Here is a 648-nt window from a genome sequence, read left to right as displayed (position 1 = left end):
GGTTATCGGAGGATGGGGTGGCGGCGCACCAGCGGGGTGGCGGCCCACCAGGTGCCCAGACCCCAGGTGCTACCGGCACCGCTCAGAGCCAGCCCGGCCAGCACGACGGCGTAGACGAGGTGGTCGTCCACGAAGGGGTTGGTCTCCAAAGGCAGCTCCGCCGCCCACATCAACACCATCATCAGGCCACCGGCCACGGCGGCGATGCGCAGACCCGCACCCACGACGAGAGCGGCGCCGACACCCAGCAGGCCGAGCATGAACAGCCAGTCGACCCACGCCTGCCCGGCCAGGGCGCTGAACACCTCGCCCAGAGCGTTCTCACCGGTGCCCTTGAGGAAACCGGTCGTCGGGCTGCCGCCGTTGAGCCAGGCACGCGCGGCGGGAGTGGCGAACCCCCACCCGAAAAGCTTGTCCACGAACGCCCACAAGAAGACCCAGCCCAAACCGATCCGGGCGACCGCCCAGGCATAGTCCGCCGGACCCCTGACGACCGGAGTCCCAGCAACCGTCGTAGGAACGACCTGTGCGGGAACGGCACGCGCAGGGACAGTCTGTGCGGGAACGGTCTGTGCGGGGACGGCGCCCGTGACCGGCTTGGTGTGAACGTCGTGTCCGTGAGTGGTGGCCATGACGGCTCCCCTTTCC

1 pseudogene is annotated in these 648 nt (G+C 69.4%); it reads right to left on the bottom strand.

The window, feature by feature from the left end:
• Positions 1-2: 2 nt before the first annotated feature.
• Positions 3-482: pseudogene (locus tag ACFFRH_RS44425) on the bottom strand (hypothetical protein); the annotation flags it as partial.
• Positions 483-648 lie beyond the last annotated feature (166 nt).

This window comes from Streptosporangium vulgare (genome assembly GCF_042428775.1).
Classification (GTDB): Bacteria; Actinomycetota; Actinomycetes; order Streptosporangiales; family Streptosporangiaceae; genus Streptosporangium; species Streptosporangium vulgare.
Note: the sequence above shows the minus strand (reverse complement) of the source record. Positions and strands in the feature narration are given on the sequence as shown.